The following is a 14,787-nucleotide window of genomic DNA, read 5'->3' on the forward strand; positions in this document are numbered from 1 at the left end:
CGCGCACCGACGGCTGCCCCGACGGCATGGTCCGCGTCGAGGGCGAGTATTGCCCAGCCGTGATCCAAGACTGCATCGTCCACCACCCCGAGTACAACTCTGGAAAGGGCGACAAGAACGTCTCGGAGCGTTGCCTCGAATACAAGAGCCCGTCCAAGTGCTTTTCCAAGGAGCGCAAGCACCTGTCGTTCTGCGTGGACCGCTACGAGTGGCCCAACAAGGCCGGTGAAATGCCGCGGGTTCTGACTTCTTGGCTCGAGGCCAGAGCCCTGTGCGAGAAGGCCAACAAACGCCTGTGCACTGAAGACGAGTTCAACTTCGCGTGCGAAGGGCCGGACCTCTTGCCTTACGTCTACGGCTTCGTCCGCGACGCGGCGAAGTGCAACATCGACAAACCCTACGTCCAGCCGGATCAGTCCCGCCAGCTCCCGACCTACGACAAGTGCGCAGACAACGAGTTTTGCAGCTCCGAGATGAAGCGTTTGGATCAGCGCCACGCCATCGGCTCGCGCCTCACCTGTCTCTCCTGGGCGGGCGTCGTGGATCTGAACGGGAACGTGAACGAGTGGGTCGAAATACCGGGCGAGAAACATCCCAATCGCAGCGGATTGAAGGGCGGCTGGTGGGGGCCGGTTCGCAGCCGGTGCCGACCTACCGTGACGTTCCACAAGGAGTTCGACTACGGCTACGAGGCCGGCTTTCGCTGCTGCACCGAAGCTGCGGGCACCCCCGGCGACGGCGGCTGAGCAGAGCCCGCTGTTTTGGCCGCCGCGCGCGGCGACTTCCGGCATACTCGGGCCTTCCGCATGCAGGATCCGCGTATCGCGAGCGCCGTCATCCGTGCGGCAGAGATCGCGGGCCTCGGCGTGGTGGTGATCGTGCCAGGCGACGCCGGCGAGTCGAGTGTGTTCGTGAGCGAGCGCGCCGCCGAGATCATGGGTTACCCGCCGGCCGATGCGGGCGGCAGCGGGAGCGTGGAGCTCAGACGACACGTTTCTCGTTTGCACGAGGACTGGCTGGAGCGCAGTCGCAGCCAGAACAAGTGGGAGGCGGTGCTCGAACAGAGAGCTGGCACGCGAGTGCCGGTCGAGATCGCATTCAGCTCGCTGGACCTGGACGGACGGACCGCCGCCGTCACCTTCATCTCCGAGCTCAGCAAGCGGCATCGCACCGAAGCGGAGCTGGAACAATCCGAGGCTCGCTTTCGAGAGTTGATCGAGACCGCGCCCGACGGGGTGGGCATCATTCAAGATGGACGTTTTGTCTACGCGAACGCTCGAGCCGCGGCCATCTTCGGCTTCGACTCCGTCAAAGACCTGACTGAGCGTACGCTCGATCAGCTATTCGAAGCCGGGGACGTCGCGCTGATGGGTCAGCGCATTCGCAAGATGCTCACCGACGGCACGCGCTTCCCGCCGTACGTATACACTTGCATCAGGGGCAACGGCGGACGGGTCAGGGTGGAGGTCACGTCCATCCCCACTCGGCACGCGGGACGTCCGGCCGTGCTGGGGTTCGCCCGCGACGTGACCGATCGCACGCGCATGGAAGCCCAGCTAGCTCAGGCGGATCGGCTGATCGCGCTCGGAACGCTGGCCGCCGGCGTGGCGCACGAGATCAACAACCCGCTGACCTTCTTCTACCTACGACTGGACGCGCTGGAGCGCTGGCTCGACCGACTACCGGCTGAGCTGAGGCAGGAGGCTGTGGCACAGCTGGTGGAGCTCCGGGGCGGAGCCGATCGCGTCACGCGCATCGTGCGCGACCTCAGGACCTTTTCGCGTTCGGCGGACCAGCCGCGCGCCGCAGTGGACCTGCGGGAGGTTTTCGCCTTCGTCGAGCGGATCACCGTCTCGGAGCACAAACACCGCGCCGCTCTCAGCATCGATTGCGAGAATGTGCCGGCGGTGCGGGGCGAGAGCGGACGTCTCGAGCAGGTGTTCTTGAATCTCGTGCTCAACGCACTGCAGGCGATGCCGGAAGGCGGACCGGGCGATAAGACGGTCTTGGTCCGCGCACGCCCGGATGGCGACGGAGTGTTGGTGGAGGTCGCCGACAACGGGCCAGGCATGCCGCCCGAGGTCGCGGAGCGCGTCTTCGATCCGTTCTTCACGACCAAACCAGTCGGCATCGGCACGGGGCTCGGTCTCTCGATCTGCCACGGCATCATCAGCCAGCTCGGCGGAGAAATCAGCGTGGAGTCGTCACCCGGCGTCGGGACGACGTTCCGCGTCCGCCTGCCCGCGTCCGCTCCAGGCGAGTCCCAGGCCGACGCGCGACGCCGAGTCCTCATCCTGGAGGATGACGCGGAAGAGGCGGCGTCGTTGTGCGCCATGTTATCGGAGCGGTACGACGTGATCGCAGTCGGGGATCGGGCGGCGGCCGAAACCGCACTGACCGACGGCGCGGCGGTCGACGTGATCTTGTGTGATTTGATGCGCGAGGATCTGGCCAGCGTCGAGCTCTACCAGTGCATCGCCGCGGAGCGCCCCGAGCTGTGTCGACGTTTCGTCTTCCTCACGGGCGGGGTCCTGACCGAGCGGGCGGCACGTTTCCTGGCGGAGGTCAGCTCCCCTCGGGTGGTGAAACCCTTCAGTGCCTCGACACTCTCCCACGCCCTGGAAGAAGCCCAGCGCTGACTCGACGCGGCGGGCCGCGTTACTGCGGACGCCCTTGGGCAACCCAGCTCTCGACCAGCTGAACCGCTTCGGCGGACAGCGCCGGCAAACCGAGCGGCATGCCGCGCGCCTCGGGGTCGATATCTCCGCTCTCCTCCTTCTGGCGAGCAATCAGTGACGCCACGAGGAGCGGCGTGCCGTCCTTGGTCTTCGTGAAGACACTCATGCGTTCGCCCTTCAGATCCAGGAGCCCCCCGTTGGTGCTCTCGTAGGTCGAGAAATCCAGCTTGCGCGGCACGAAGCCAAAACCGCCGGTCATTCCCGGGCCCCCGTCGCCCCGGGCGATGTCGGGATTCGTGTGGCAGTGGCGGCAGGTCTTGAGCAAGACGACCTTCTCGACCTCCTCGAACGTCACCTTCCGCTCGAGCACGGGCAGGCGCGCTGGCACGGGTTTCCTGGCGACCGGCTCGAGCTTGGCACTGAGCAGGTAGGCCGCGACGTCCTTAGCCTCCGCCTCAGTGAAGCCCAGCTTCGGCATCAGCGTGCCCGGCTTGACCTGTGCCGGGTCGAGCAGCCAGCGAGTGAGCTTGGTGAACGACATCCGGTCCCGCGTGTAGCGAAGGTCGGGGGCGAGCTCGATGGCGTCGTTGCCTTTTTGCCAGGGTGTGGTGAGCGTCGGCTTCACTGGCAGCTCGGGGACGCCGGAGAATTGATGACAGGTCCCGCACGCGCGGTTCTCGACCAGGGTGCGCCCCAGCTCCGCGTTCCCACTCACCGGATCCGTTGCTGGTTTTCCGCTGTGAGTCAGGTAAGCAGCCACGTCCGCGGCCTCTTGCGCGGTGATCCTCAGCCGCGGCATGCTCGAGACCATGTTCGGCCTGATTTTGTGGGGCTTCAGGAGGAACGCCTGGATGAACGCGGGATCGAGGTGCTCGGCTGCGCTCTCGAGGTTCGGCGCGTTCAGGTAGTGAACCACCGTCTTCTTCCACTTGGCGAGTTTGTCCGGAGGGGCTTTGAACTTGTCGGTCCAGATCTCCTGATGACAGGTCACGCAGTGCTTCTCCAGCGGAGACCCCGCGAGCTTCGTGCCATCGTGGCAGCGGCTGCACTCGAACTTCTCGGCGAGCAGCTTGCCGCGCTCGGCATCGCCGGGCAGGAACGCCGCCTTCACGGCGCTGGCAGGTGTGACCTCGGCGGAGGTCGAAGCGCGCGGACTGGCTGACCCCTCCGGGCTCGGGCCACTCTGGGGCTTCTTGCAGCCCGGTGCACCAAACCCCAAAAAGCAAACGAGCGAGAGCGACAGGAAGCGGGTCATGGGCCTCCGAGTCAACTCTCGCTCGCTCAGAGCTTCAACTGTCAGGCCGAAGCGCGGCAAACATTCGCGGTCTTTGCCATGGACTCACAGCGCTTCAGCGCCAACTTCTGTCCAGCACTGTCGCCCGCCTGACTGCGGAGGTCGGCCAGGGCGGCATACGCCTCGGGTGAAGAGACCAGGTCTTTCGTCGCCAGCTTCTCCAAGATCTCCTTCGCCTCCGCGCGGTGGCTCTCCACCTTCGCCAGTGCTTCGGCGAGATCGCTCTGGACCGCCGCGTCGTCCTTCTTGATGTCGTTCAGTTTGCGAAGTGCAGCGACCGACCACTCGAGATTGGCGGCTTTGTCTTTGCTGGTCTTGCCAATCCACGTGCCCTGGATGTAGCCGGGGATCTCTTTGCCGATGGGCAAGGCGCCGTTGTTGCGAGCCACCGCGAGCGCCAGGATGCGCTGGGCCCGAGCGACCAACGTGCCATCCTTCTTCGCCTTGAGGTCTTTGACGTGGGGCATCATGCGGACGACCATCGCCGCCGCCTGGGCGTGCTCGCCCTTCTTGAGCGCCTTCTCTGCGCGGGCAATGCCCTCCGGGCGGTGGTCGATCTCGACCGCAGGAACCCACTCGCCGCCGCAGGCCTTGGCATCACTTGCCACCGAGCCAACCACCGCGAACGCCGAAACCGCCACCATCACCATCGCGCCAAACTTCTTCATGACCCTGTTCCTCCTGAACCTTTCCTGCCGACCGTGGCCGACCGCGATCATCGCGCCCTGCCGTTGAACTGTGACCGTCCGAATCTGAGAAGGTTCCTCAGCAATTGTCGGACCAACCTTGGAACGGCCGAAGTGCGAGGATCTTTCACCTGCCACGTGGCCCTCGACCCACACCCGATGTGTCGCTCCGAGGTCGCCCCCTCTGATGGTCCGAGCCCCGGGAAGCTTGGGTCCGGGCCTCCCGTACGACGCGCCGGGCGGGACGGAAAAACCCTTCCCGTCCGCGGAGGTCGCCCGTAAAAGGGTGCCGACATGCGCGCCGCTACGCTGCTCCTCACCGCCGGCCTGGGTGGCTTCATCGCCTGCGCCACCATCCCTCCGCGCGAGCCCGAGACCGACCCGGCCGACCTCGTTGGCCCCGGCGCACCTACATCGGCGCCCGACGCGAGTGTTACGTCACTCGCGGACGCGAGTGTTACGTCAGAAGGCGGCGCGGTTACGGACGCGGGGCAGTCTGCGGACGGGGGTGGGGCCAGCTCTCCCACAGCCGCCGACACTGATGCCTGCCCCGCCGGCATGAAGCTCGTCAGCGGCGATTACTGCACGGACGTCGACTACAAGTGTGAGAAGAGCTGGTACGCGAAGTGGAATAAGAAGACCGTCTGCGAGCGCTTCGAAGACAAGAGCGTGTGTGTCGGGCAGAAGGTCAAGAAGCGGTATTGCGTCGACACCTATGAGTGGCCGAACGTAAAGGGCGAGCGCCCGGAGGTGATGAACCGTTTCCACCAGGCCCAGCTCAAGTGCGCGGCGGTGGGCAAACGCATGTGCACCGAGTCGGAGTGGAACTTCGCCTGTGAAGGGCCGAGCACCAAGCCTTTCCCCCAGGGGTACACGCGCGACTCGTCTCAGTGCAACGGGGACCACAAGTGGGACAACCCCGACATGAAGAAGGTCGCGCAGCGCGACCCGAAAGAGTTGGCGCGACTCTGGAAGGGCGTGAAGAGCGGCAGCCAACCCGACTGTATCAGTGACTTCGGTGTGGCAGACATGCCCGGCAATGCGGACGAAGTGGTCGCCAGTGAGCACCACAACCAGAGCGACTTTCGGGGAAAGTACGACAGTGTGCACACCGGTGGGCCCTGGTACGAAGGTGTCAGAAACCAGTGCCGCCCAAAGGTCTACACCCACGACGAGGGGTTCTATTACTACTTCCTGAGCTTCCGCTGCTGCGCCGAGGCCGACGGGAAGGCCACCGACCCGCGCACGCCGCGCCAAATCAAGGAACGCTGGTCGATCGAGAAGGTGGAGAAACTGGCCGGCTGGACCGTGGCCGAAGTGAAGGAGAAACTCGAGCTGAAGAAGCAGGGGAAATGCAGCTGCGCGGCGAAGGACACCAACTGCAAGACCCTGTGCGGGACTCTCCTCGGCCCGAACGCGAAGGATGCGGTCGTCGGGGAGAAGCGCGGGGAATTCGGCAGCAATGCCAACGACAAGTCCGGGGCGGCCGACGGCACGCCCAAGCCGGCACCCAAGAAGAAGTAGTGGAGCTTCAGTGAAGCAGTCCGAAAACTCACGCTTCGAGGGCCTCTTTCGCGTCGCCGTGCTGACGACCGGCGGGACGATCGAAAAGACTTACGACGAGACCGACGGCTCGCTCCGCAACGTACGTTCGGTCCTCGACCGCCTGATCGATGAGCTGCGACTTCCCGAGCTGCGGGTCACGCACGTGCCGGTGATGAACAAGGATTCGCTGGACATGACCGCCGCGAATCGGGACGAGATCCTGAGCGCGGTGCGCGACGCCGTCGCCGGTCACGATGGGATCCTCGTCATCCACGGGACGGACACCCTCGCCGAAACCGGAGCGCACTTGACGGACCACCTGCCCGAGCTCTCGCTGCCGGTCGTGCTCACCGGGGCCATGCGCCCGTTCGAGTTTCGAGACTCCGACGCGCTCCAGAACGTCACCGAGTCACTGCTCGCGGCGCGGCTTCTGCCGCCCGGCGTCTTTGTCGTGATGCATGGACGGGCGCTCGCCTTTCCCGGAGTCGAGAAGAGTCGGACGCGCCGCACCTTCGTGCGCAAGTAGGTCGAGCCAGCGAAGAGCCGACGCCGCCACGGCGGCAGGACCCGCTTACTCGGCTTCGGGTGCGGGCGGTGCCGGCGGCGGAGCCTTCTCGATGCCGGCCTTCGGGAGGGCGGGGTTGTCGGGACCCGGCTTGTCGACCCCTGGCTTGCCGAGAGCCGCCTTGGGCAGGCCGGAAGCCGCCGCGACCGCCCTGCCAGCGTGGATGGGAGCGAGGCGAATCGTCACCGTCGCCTGCTCGGTGTCGAGAGTTGCCTTGCGGGTCCAGTAACCGTCCCGCTTGACCTCCACCTCGACCTTCCCACCCTTCTTGACGGGCACCTCCAGCGGCATGCCGCCGAGATCCTTGCCGTCGAGAAAGACGTGGGCGTCGATGGGCGACAAGACCACCGCCACCGGGACGGTCTGCGCTCCTTCCGCTTCCGTCGTGGCTTCGAAGTGCTGACCAAACAGCAGCTGCCGCGCCGGCTGGAACGCCTCCCCGAGCGTGGCAACCTCGAGGGACACTGCCACGTACACGCCGCCGCCAAGCAGGGCGGCCAGACCGAGCACACCAGCCACGAGCGGCCAGCGCCTCGAGGCGCCCGCCCGCGCCCAATCGCGCTCGGCCTCGGCGGCCTCGGCGGTCGCGCGGAGGTGCTCTTCCATCGGGTCGACAGCGCGGTACGCCCCGGAAATCGACATGCGCTGGCTTCCCGGCAGCGAAGCGCGCACGTCTCCTGCGAAGGAGTTGCGAGCGGGATCGGAGCTCGGCGGAACCATGTCGCGCACGGAAGGCACGCCAGAGACTCGATCACCGAACGCAGGCGCAGAGGGCTCGGGCGGCATCATCAGCTCTGGCGGCAGCCCATCGGCCGGAGGCGCAACGCTGATGGGGACGTCGATCTCGACGCTCTCGCCCCGCGCGATGGCCGCCAGCGCGACTTCGACCTCGGTCATGGAACCGAAGCGCTCCTGGGCCTGTTTTGCCAGGCACTTCAGCACGAGGTTCTCCAAGCCCGCAGGCACCTCCAGCTCCGGCACCACTTCGGCGAAGCGACGTGGCGGCTCGTTCAGGTGCATCGACAGGATCGTGAGCGGGTTCTCCGTGTCGAACGGGACGCGTCCCACGATCATCTCGTACAGGATGACCCCGAGTGAATAGATGTCGGTGCGGTGGTCGACCGGGCTGCCACGGCACTGCTCGGGCGACATGTAGTGGGGCGTGCCGAACACCGCACCGGCGCGCGTGATCTTGTTGTCGATCCCGACCACCTTTGCGATGCCGAAATCCAAGATTTTTACGAACTCTTGCCCGTCCTTTTGGATCAGGAACAGGTTGTCGGGTTTCAGGTCGCGGTGGACGATCTGCTCCTCGTGCGCCGCAGCAAGCCCCTCCGCGATCTGGCGACCGAGCACGACGACGCGCTCCGGCTCCAGCCGACCCCGCGAAATGCAGGCACCGAACGTCTCGCCTTCGAGGTACTCCATGGCGAAGTAGGTCGAGCCGTCGGGCACCTCTCCGAAGTCGAAGACGTCGACGATGTGAGCGTTGCCGATCCCCGACGCCGCCTTGGCTTCGGTCACGAAGCGGCCGAGCACTTCGGAGTTCTTGGCCAGATCGGAGCGCAAGATCTTGAGCGCAGCTGGGCGATCGAACACCTTGCGCGTGCACTTGTAGACCACGCCCATGCCACCCTCGCCGAGTATGGACTCCACGATGTAGCGGCCGTCGATGGTGGTCCCGATGTATTTGTCCGGTTCGCGCCCGGAGGGCGGTCCGGAGAGCATCCCGACGCCGCTTGGTGGAACCGCGGCCTTCACGCGCTCGTGAGTCACGTCCCGGGCGTGCGGTGGTGCTAGCAACGTCTCTTGCTCGCGCGCGGCGGCGGCAGCACTTCCGGCGCGGGGCGGAGGGGGTGCGCCGGCCGCGGGTCGCGGAGGAGGTGCGTCCCGCGCAGGTTTCGGCGGCGGTGCACCAGCCATGCGGGGCGGAGGCGGCGCCCCGGCCGCGGGTCGCGGCGGCGGCAGGGCGGCGCCAGACTCACCCGCGGCCGATGGCGCTGGCTCCCGACCGACAACGGGCCGCGGCCCTGCCCGCTTGGGAACGGGCGGCGGCCCGCCAGCTCGACCGGGGGGCTTTCCGGGGGGTTGGTTGCCTGCCATCTCTAGCGCATGCGCCGGGAAGCGCGAGCCTCGAAGCTTACCACTTTCGAGACCGGCGACGCCATGCCGGCGATCGGCCCTTTGCCCGGGGCCAAACGCCTCAGACCCAGGGGGTTTGTCGCCCGCCCGCCCGCCGCCAAACCCGCCTGAATCAGGGGCAGAAGTTCGGGTCGACGAGCTCCCTCAGGGCCAGCATGTCGCCCAGCGCCTCGAGTCGCCCGAGGGCGGACAGCTCGAGCTGCCGGATGCGCTCCCGCGTCAGGTTCAGGATCCCGCCGACGTCCTCGAGCGTGGTCGCTCCGTTCTCGGCCACGTCCAGTGCGCAGGACACCGGCATGTCCCAGACTTCGAGGTCGGGGAAGTTGAGCTTGATCGCACCCGTTCGCGGCGAGACATCGAGGTAGAGGTGGTGCCGGCACGAGACGTGGGGGCACGGCCGAGGTCCACTCTCACATTCGCCCCGAGTCTTCGGACGGAGTGCGTCGAGCCTAGCTCTGATTTCGCGTCCGAGCTCCGATTCGTTGCGCGACATGCGCTTCACACTCAAGGTGCGAGCGCGGACCGCGCGCTTGCGCCGCGAGCGCCGACGGTCCCGGGACTCCCGTCGCTCGTGCGCTGAACTCTCCGCCATGGAATGGCCGTCGCTCGGGCTGTGTTCCACCTGACCCACCACGCATCCTCCCCAGTCGCGCTCTTGAATGCCCGAACCGAACGCGAATGGAAATAGGCGATGTGCAGTCGCAGGTCAGAATGGAAGGACAACGTGGGACATGGATGACATGGACCTACACGGCACCAGCCTGGCGGCATGTGCCGCAAGCGCGGCACGACCGTGGGTCAATCGACGGGATCGGCGGAAAGTCCGCCCACGGCACTCGTAGGGCGATTGGCCGCGATTTCGCTCGGGGCTCTCGTGGTCCCGGGCGAGTCGACCGAGAGCACGGACTGCCAGCGGCGCGTTGGATTCTGGAGGCGGCGCGGCGCGCCCCGCCCTTGGCTGCGCTTCGCGCCGCTCGGGAAGGGCACTCCGTCACACACCAAGCCCGCGGTGAGCGCTAGCTCGGCGTCGTGAGCCTCCGGCTGATCCCGAGTCCCGAGCTCGCCCCGCGGAGCGAGGTTCACTCGGACGATGCTCGCCTCGCGAGATAGAAACACCAGGTCGATGCTGCCGAAGGGCTTCTGCTCGCGAGCCACCGCCGCCCAAGCTGCATCGCGTTCGATGCTGAGGGCCGCGACCGCCGCCCCCATGAGTGCATCGGGTTTCGTCAGTTGGACGCGCGCAGCTCGAACCAGCGCACTTCGGTCAGCACTGATTGGGGGTATGAGCAGGAACTTCGCCAGGGCGTGGGCAGCGGTTTCGAGCAGCCCGAAGCGGCAGCTCTGCAGGATGAAGATCACGGCTTGTGCAGTCCGGTCGTAGTCGACCGTCCGACTCAGTCGACCCGTGGTTGCCGCGGCCTCCGTGTCGATCGAGAGTTCTATGTCGATGCGAAGTGGCTGTGGTCGACCCCGCTCGCGAGGGTAGACCCCGACCACGCATTCAGTCTCCAGACCGCGGATCGAGATGACATCGCGATGTGCCAAGCGCCCCCAGATTTCCACGCCCCGCGACGCTAAGGAAGGGGTCCGAGGAAAAGCGAGTGTAAGTGGCCGGGGGAACCCGCGTTTCGGCCCTATGACTTCCGCATGCTCCCCCGGCCCGAGGCCGATGACACGACGCTCCGGTGTACCAGCGGCCATTCTGCTGTTGATGGCGTTCGCCAGCGGATGCGCGGCGTCGCCGCCCAAAGCTGCGCTCGCCCCTGGCGCACCCGCCGCCGAGATGGGCGCTCAGCCGCGCGCTGCCGATGCTGCGAGCCAAAGCCCCGCCATGGAAGCTGCGCCCGCCCCGCAGGCCGAGCCCGCGGCGACTTCGCCCTCACCGATGACGGCGCGCGCGGCGCAGACACGGCCCACCACCCCGGCCGCAGGCGGCTCGAGCCACCCGGTACGAGCCAAACAAAGCACCGACTCACCCAAGCTGGACGAATTGGCCAAGCCGCTGCTCATCTACGAAGGAGCTCTCGGTGTTCAGGTCGACAAATCCGACCTGAGCGGCGTGCTGGAGAAGTCCATCGACCTCGCCGAGGCCCACGGCGGCTACCTCGTCTCGCGCACGGACACGGTCGTGCAGCTGCGGGTCCCGTCCACTCATTTTCGACTGGCGCTCCGAGAAATTGCAGCGCTCGGAGACGTCACCCGACGCTCGGTCAGCGCCCAGGATGTGTCGGAGCAGTATCACGATCTGGAAGTGCGCCTGAAGAACCTCGAGGCAGTTCGCAATCGGCTGGAGCAATTTCTGGTGCGCGCCACCAATGTCGACGAGGCGCTGCGCGTCGGGAAGGAGCTCGAGAACGTGGTGAGGCAAATCGACGAAGCCAAGGGGCGCATGCAGTTTCTGAAGACGCGCGCCAGCTACTCGCTCATCACGCTCACGTTGACGCCCGCGCCGGAGAAGGCCCCAGTCGTGGCTGGCGGGGGGAAATCCCACACACCGCCCGCGCGGCCGCTGCGCATGCCGGTCAAGTGGCTGAAGAAAGTCGGCCTGGCCGGCCTACTCGAGCTGTGAAGCTCCGGAGACAATGAAATGAACCGCAACACCCTGGTCATCGCCCTCGCCCTCACCACGACGCTGCTCGGAACCGGCTGTAGCAAGGGCTTCGACATCAAGACACCGGATGGTTTTGCCGAGCTCGATACCAACGACGACTTCCGCTACCGCGCGACGAGCGCCAACGGGATCGTGCTCGCCGTTCGCAGAGAAAAGAACGATCCCAAGGGCGGCCTCGACTTCTGGGCGCAGGCAATCGAGAACGAGCTCGAGCTTCGCGGCTACGGGAACCCGAAGGTCCAGGCGGTCGAGGCCAAGAACGGGACCGCAGGCAAACAGTTCCGTTACGAAACGACGCGCGGCGGTCGCCCCAACGTGCTCTGGGTCACCGTCTTCGTGAGCGGCGACCGTGTCGTGGTGGTGGAGTCGGGCGGGGACAAGGACCACTTCCGGCAGGTGGAAAAACAAGTCGACGCCGCCATCCGGGCAGTAGAAGTCGGCTGAGGCCCGGCAGAGCCGGGAAAAATGCCGGGCGGACTGCCGCGCCGGCAGTAGGATTGGATCCCCCGGCGCGGCGGGATAAGGTGGCTTGCTCATGAGTCGCGCTGACAACCGCGAGTCGCGGAGCCTGACGCGCGTCCGGCTCCGCCACCGAGGGCAGGAGTTGCTGCTGACCGAAGGCGTGTACCTGATGGGGCGAGATGCTTCTTGCCACATCCTTTTGGACGACGCCAAGGTGTCGAGGCGCCACGCGCGGCTCAACGTGCACGGCGAGCAGGTGAGTATCGACGATCTCGGCAGCATGAATGGCCTGTACGTGAACGGGGTGCGACTGACCGGGTCGCAGCCCCTGTTCGACGGCGACTGGTTGACTGCCGGGGCGGAGGAGCTGGAGGTCCTGATCGGCGACCCGAATCGACGGCGGCAGGCTGCCTCGACTCAAGACGAATTCACACCGGTGCCGTCGAGCAGTGAAGCGGAGACCACCCGCCGGATCTCCGAGCCCCCGAACGATCCCGAGACCACCCAGAAGAGCCGCGCGCTGGAGATCTTGGCGAGCATCGCGGATCGCGCCCTGGAGATGGGCAGGCTCGACGACGCCGAAGATCTGCTCAAGACGACCCTCCTCGACATGGCGCAGGAGTCCAGCCTGGGGCATGCGCTGGAGCAGGACTCTCTGGAGTTCGCCGTCGGTTATGCTCTGAGGCTGGCAGAGGCCAGCGGAACGAGCCGCTGGTTCGACTTCACGGTGGATCTACTGAAGAGCCAACGCGCCCCGTGCACGCAGCTGATGGCCTCGCGACTGCGGTCGGCCATGAAGAAGCTGACCACGGTGGACGTCGATCGACTCGTCGCCTACGCCAAGGCGCTGCGTGCGAGCGGCAACTCGCCCGCTGAAAAGTCTGCAGAGCTCGTCGATGAGCTGACTCAGGACGCGGTGCGAAAGCGAGCGGATTGATGCTCCGACACGCCGCCCGCGCTCTGCCCGGGTTGTGCGTCGGGCTCGCGCTCGTGATCGGCGCGTGCGCCAGCGAGACCGACGCTGGGGATCCCACCAGTTGTTCCGGAAGTCAGCCCATCGAGTGCCGGTCACCTGAGGGCGCGCTCGTGGGCTGCTGCCCCGAATCGCATCCCGTGTGTTCCAACGACGGACAAAACTGTTTCGAGTGGGGCGCCGTAGGCGGCGGCGGTGGCGCACCGAGCGGCGGCGGCGCACCCAGCGGCGGTGGCGCACCGGGTGGCGGTGGCGCACCGAGCGGCGGCGGGGCGAGCGGCGGCGGCGCACCGAGCGGCGGCGGCGCACCGAGCGGCGGTGGCACGCCGGGCGGCGGCGGAACGACGAGCGGAGGCGGCGGCGCTCCAAGCGGCGGCGGAACGACGAGCGGGGGCACCGGCGGCACCGGAACGGGCGGCACGGGAAATACTCGAGGCACCTGCATCGATCAGGGGTACGAGCCCAACGAAACCGAAACGACCGCCACCGGTTTGAAAGCGGTGACGGACTGCGACGGCACCGGCTCTACGGTCTCGGGCAAGCTCGATGGCTCGAAAGACGTCGACTATTATTCGTACTTCGGGACGGACACGACCGGATGCCTCGTGGGCCCCGTCGCCTCCACGACGGCGAAGGTGCGGCTGTGTTTGTTCGCCGAGTGTCCGGGCGCGTCCGTGACCTGCTCGTCGGGAACGCCGAGCACGTCGCCGGGCGGGAAGCCAGGTTGCTGCGTGGTGTCTGGCGGCACCGTGAACGTCTCGCTCGATTGCAACGGCTGGTCCGACGACGCGACGGTCTTCGTGCGCGTCGATTCGGGTGCTTCGAATACCTGCACCGCGTACACCGTGGCCTATCACTACTGAGCGGCGGACTGACCCGACGCTCGGTCGGGCAGCGCCTGCGAGTCCACGTCGAACCCCGTCGCTTGGTACGCGGTGCTCCACGCGTAGCTTGCCTCACCGAGCTTGCCCGGTGGACGCTTGAACGTGGGTTTCGCCGCGCCGAGGCACACGAGCAGCACGAACGGGTCGATGCGACGCGCACGCCAGATCAACTTGTGATGCGCCTCCAGGCCCGACGGGCCGAGACACCGCTGTTGCAGGGCGAGGCCGAGCTCGCCCGCAGCAGCCGTCTCGCTCTGATCACGGCCAGAGTGAGTCTCGGCCAGCGCGTTGGCTTCCGTGTCGTGGATGATGGCTTCGAAGTGCAGGTGCGGGGAGACCGCGCCGCCAGAAGCGTTGCCCGTCTTGCCGACGCTGCCGACGACACCACCTGCGGGAGCTACGCCAAACTCCGCTCCAAGCTCGGCGGTGTCGTTCAGGTGAGCGAAAAAGAACGAGGCGTGGCGCCCACGCCCGAGACCGAGCTGAGCGGGCAGCGGGCAGACCAGGTGCACCCATTTTCCGTGAGAAGGGTTGCGGCCAGCCCGGGCCTTTCCGCTGCACGGAGCGAGCACCGGGGTGCCGAGCGGCGCCAGCAGATCCAGCCCATTGTGGCTGCCGTGAGAACGCGGCGCGAGAAACCCACCGGCGCCGGCCTTGTCCCCGCGGATCCCGTGGTCGACGGCCAACACCCAGTGAAAGCTCGGAGCCTCCACCGGGGCAGGGCTCACCTGTGGTGGCGCGCTCGGCGGTGCGCTGACTGGAGCTCGTTGGGTCTCCGAAGTGGCGGGATGCCGAAGCGGCGGAGCACCCCGCTCGACACAGGCGCTCGCCGCGAGAGCCAACGTGAACACCAGCCGTTGCACGACGCGCACCTTAGATCTCGGCTCGATGCAGATCCAGTTTGGCGCGGCGAACCCGCACCCGACGGGCTGCAACCTGGACCCGGC

At 66.8% G+C, this 14,787-nt stretch carries 14 protein-coding genes; 8 read left to right on the plus strand and 6 right to left on the minus strand.

Annotated elements, in window-relative coordinates; genetic code table 11:
- The first annotated feature begins 26 nt into the window (after positions 1-26).
- The gene (locus tag IPI67_27640) at positions 27-746 is read left to right on the plus strand and encodes an SUMF1/EgtB/PvdO family nonheme iron enzyme (GenBank protein MBK7583956.1); all 720 of its coding nucleotides are present in this window, start codon (positions 27-29) and stop codon (positions 744-746) included.
- A gap of 60 nt (positions 747-806) precedes the next feature.
- The gene (locus IPI67_27645) at positions 807-2,639 is read left to right on the plus strand and encodes a PAS domain S-box protein (GenBank protein MBK7583957.1); all 1,833 of its coding nucleotides are present in this window, start codon (positions 807-809) and stop codon (positions 2,637-2,639) included.
- Positions 2,640-2,658: 19 nt separating this feature from the next.
- Here IPI67_27645 and IPI67_27650 read toward each other — a convergent pair whose 3' ends face one another.
- Complete coding sequence (locus IPI67_27650; protein ID MBK7583958.1) at positions 2,659-3,933, minus strand: c-type cytochrome; 1,275 nt, start codon at positions 3,931-3,933, stop codon at positions 2,659-2,661.
- A gap of 41 nt (positions 3,934-3,974) precedes the next feature.
- Positions 3,975-4,640, minus strand: coding sequence for a hypothetical protein (locus IPI67_27655; protein MBK7583959.1), 666 nt, complete (start codon positions 4,638-4,640; stop codon positions 3,975-3,977).
- 312 nt (positions 4,641-4,952) lie between these two features.
- On the opposite strand from IPI67_27655, the gene IPI67_27660 reads away from it, so the two are divergent.
- Both IPI67_27660 and IPI67_27665 read left to right on the plus strand, forming a co-directional pair.
- Positions 4,953-6,182, plus strand: a complete 1,230-nt coding sequence (locus IPI67_27660; GenBank protein ID MBK7583960.1) for an SUMF1/EgtB/PvdO family nonheme iron enzyme — start codon at positions 4,953-4,955, stop codon at positions 6,180-6,182.
- Complete coding sequence (locus IPI67_27665) at positions 6,121-6,729, plus strand: asparaginase (protein MBK7583961.1); 609 nt, start codon at positions 6,121-6,123, stop codon at positions 6,727-6,729. Before IPI67_27660 ends, IPI67_27665 begins: the two co-directional genes overlap by 62 nt.
- Before the next feature lie 45 nt (positions 6,730-6,774).
- Here IPI67_27665 and IPI67_27670 read toward each other — a convergent pair whose 3' ends face one another.
- From IPI67_27670 to IPI67_27680, 3 genes are all read right to left on the minus strand, one after another.
- Positions 6,775-8,691, minus strand: coding sequence for a serine/threonine protein kinase (locus IPI67_27670; protein ID MBK7583962.1), 1,917 nt, complete (start codon positions 8,689-8,691; stop codon positions 6,775-6,777).
- Positions 8,692-9,022: 331 nt separating this feature from the next.
- Positions 9,023-9,502: a DNA-binding protein gene (locus tag IPI67_27675; protein ID MBK7583963.1), complete on the minus strand. Its 480-nt coding sequence runs from the start codon at positions 9,500-9,502 to the stop codon at positions 9,023-9,025.
- 206 nt (positions 9,503-9,708) lie between these two features.
- Complete coding sequence (locus IPI67_27680) at positions 9,709-10,407, minus strand: dihydroneopterin aldolase (GenBank protein ID MBK7583964.1); 699 nt, start codon at positions 10,405-10,407, stop codon at positions 9,709-9,711.
- Between the two features lie 172 nt (positions 10,408-10,579).
- On the opposite strand from IPI67_27680, the gene IPI67_27685 reads away from it, so the two are divergent.
- The 4 genes from IPI67_27685 to IPI67_27700 all read left to right on the plus strand — a co-directional run bounded on the left by IPI67_27685 (position 10,580) and on the right by IPI67_27700 (position 13,819).
- The gene (locus IPI67_27685) at positions 10,580-11,479 is read left to right on the plus strand and encodes a DUF4349 domain-containing protein (GenBank protein MBK7583965.1); all 900 of its coding nucleotides are present in this window, start codon (positions 10,580-10,582) and stop codon (positions 11,477-11,479) included.
- Positions 11,480-11,497: 18 nt separating this feature from the next.
- On the plus strand, positions 11,498-11,965 hold the full coding sequence (locus IPI67_27690; protein MBK7583966.1) for a serine/threonine protein kinase: 468 nt from the start codon (positions 11,498-11,500) through the stop codon (positions 11,963-11,965).
- Between the two features lie 91 nt (positions 11,966-12,056).
- The gene (locus tag IPI67_27695; GenBank protein ID MBK7583967.1) at positions 12,057-12,920 is read left to right on the plus strand and encodes an FHA domain-containing protein; all 864 of its coding nucleotides are present in this window, start codon (positions 12,057-12,059) and stop codon (positions 12,918-12,920) included.
- Positions 12,920-13,819 (plus strand): hypothetical protein, encoded by a 900-nt coding sequence (locus IPI67_27700; protein ID MBK7583968.1) that lies wholly within the window; start codon positions 12,920-12,922, stop codon positions 13,817-13,819. The genes IPI67_27695 and IPI67_27700 overlap by 1 nt, the downstream gene beginning before the upstream one ends.
- On the opposite strand, the gene IPI67_27705 is transcribed toward IPI67_27700, so the two are convergent.
- Positions 13,813-14,703 (minus strand): M23 family metallopeptidase, encoded by an 891-nt coding sequence (locus IPI67_27705; GenBank protein MBK7583969.1) that lies wholly within the window; start codon positions 14,701-14,703, stop codon positions 13,813-13,815. The genes IPI67_27700 and IPI67_27705 overlap by 7 nt on opposite strands.
- Between the last annotated feature and the right edge of the window lie 84 nt (positions 14,704-14,787).

Source organism: Myxococcales bacterium, from assembly GCA_016706225.1.
Taxonomy (GTDB): Bacteria; Myxococcota_A; Polyangia; order Polyangiales; family Polyangiaceae; genus JADJKB01.

Excerpts from the sequence above, each read along its gene's own strand:
- IPI67_27640 (MBK7583956.1), top strand. The coding sequence starts at position 27 with ATGGTCCGCGTCGAGGGCGAGTATTGCCCAGCCGTGATCCAAGACTGC.
- IPI67_27645 (MBK7583957.1), top strand. The coding sequence starts at position 807 with ATGCAGGATCCGCGTATCGCGAGCGCCGTCATCCGTGCGGCAGAGATC.
- IPI67_27650 (MBK7583958.1), bottom strand. The coding sequence starts at position 3,933 with ATGACCCGCTTCCTGTCGCTCTCGCTCGTTTGCTTTTTGGGGTTTGGT.
- IPI67_27655 (MBK7583959.1), bottom strand. The coding sequence starts at position 4,640 with ATGAAGAAGTTTGGCGCGATGGTGATGGTGGCGGTTTCGGCGTTCGCG.
- IPI67_27660 (MBK7583960.1), top strand. The coding sequence starts at position 4,953 with ATGCGCGCCGCTACGCTGCTCCTCACCGCCGGCCTGGGTGGCTTCATC.
- IPI67_27665 (MBK7583961.1), top strand. The coding sequence starts at position 6,121 with ATGCCAACGACAAGTCCGGGGCGGCCGACGGCACGCCCAAGCCGGCAC.
- IPI67_27670 (MBK7583962.1), bottom strand. The coding sequence starts at position 8,691 with ATGGCTGGTGCACCGCCGCCGAAACCTGCGCGGGACGCACCTCCTCCG.
- IPI67_27675 (MBK7583963.1), bottom strand. The coding sequence starts at position 9,502 with ATGGCGGAGAGTTCAGCGCACGAGCGACGGGAGTCCCGGGACCGTCGG.
- IPI67_27685 (MBK7583965.1), top strand. The coding sequence starts at position 10,580 with ATGACACGACGCTCCGGTGTACCAGCGGCCATTCTGCTGTTGATGGCG.
- IPI67_27690 (MBK7583966.1), top strand. The coding sequence starts at position 11,498 with ATGAACCGCAACACCCTGGTCATCGCCCTCGCCCTCACCACGACGCTG.
- IPI67_27695 (MBK7583967.1), top strand. The coding sequence starts at position 12,057 with ATGAGTCGCGCTGACAACCGCGAGTCGCGGAGCCTGACGCGCGTCCGG.
- IPI67_27700 (MBK7583968.1), top strand. The coding sequence starts at position 12,920 with ATGCTCCGACACGCCGCCCGCGCTCTGCCCGGGTTGTGCGTCGGGCTC.